Genomic DNA, 1,109 nt, shown 5'->3' with positions numbered 1-1,109 from the left:
TTTCTTTAACATCCAAAAAATCAATAATATCTACTAAAATCTTATCACCGATTCCTTCTAAATTGTTTAGTTTTTGATAAATATCAGGCTCATTTGTTCTAAGCAATTCCATTTGAGCTATAAAATTATTATAGCTGCCAAATTCTCTAGCAAGCAATTTAGCATTTTGTTCACCGATATGCCTTATGCCTAATGCATATATAAATCTTGGCAAACTAACGTTTTTTGATTTTTCTATATTTTTAAAAAGATTTTCTACTGATTTTTTACCCCATCCATCCATATTTTCAAGTTTTGCTAAGCTAGAGTCATTTTTTTCTTTTAAAAAGAAAATATCTAAAGGATTACTAATCAATCCCTTATCTATTAAAAACTCAACTTGCTTACGCCCAAGCCCTTCAATATCCATAGCATTTTTCGATACAAAATGACGGATACGCTCATAATTCTGAGCAGGGCAGTTAAGGCCATTATCACAGCGTATAATAATATCTTCAGGCATATAATACAACTTAGAATTGCATGACAGACAAAATAAAGGAGTATCAAACGTTGCTGTATCATTAGGACGTTTATCAAAATCAACTCCCATGATTTTAGGAATAACGTCACCAGCACGTTGCAGGAATACATAATCCTTAATCCGCACATCTTTTCGTGCAATTTCTTGGAAATTATGTAATGTTGCTCTGCTAACAGTTACCCCGCCTATTTCTATGGGTTCAAGTTCGGCTACCGGCGTTAACGTACCAGTTCTACCGACCTGTACAGTAATAGAAAGTAACTTTGTTTGTCCTATTATTGCAGGAAATTTATGAGCGGTAGCAAAGCGTGGACTTCGTGCAATAAAGCCCATTCTATTTTGCAGTGCAAAATCATTTAGCTTATATACTACTCCATCAATTTCATAAGGTAAATTTTCTCTATTGGTTTTGAGATATTCGTAAAAGGCGAAAATTTCTTCTTCAGAACTCGCAAGTTTAGATACTTCATTAATGTTAAAGCCGCATTCTTTTAATTTTGTAAGTAATTGATCTTGTGAAGAAGCGAGATTCTGTTCAGTTACCCCTCCTGAATATACAAAATATTTGAGCGGTCTTTTAGCCGTA

General features: G+C 33.5%; 1 protein-coding gene. It reads right to left on the bottom strand.

Features of this window, described 5'->3' with window-relative positions; all coding sequences use genetic code 11:
• On the bottom strand, nt 1-1,109 hold a 1,109-nt coding region (gene ligA / locus O6R16_RS07850), incomplete at both ends, for an NAD-dependent DNA ligase LigA (protein WP_499680694.1).

The sequence above is a fragment of the Candidatus Rickettsia tasmaniensis genome, assembly GCF_036857515.1.
GTDB lineage: Bacteria > Pseudomonadota > Alphaproteobacteria > Rickettsiales > Rickettsiaceae > Rickettsia > Rickettsia rickettsii.
Note: the sequence above shows the minus strand (reverse complement) of the source record. Positions and strands in the feature narration are given on the sequence as shown.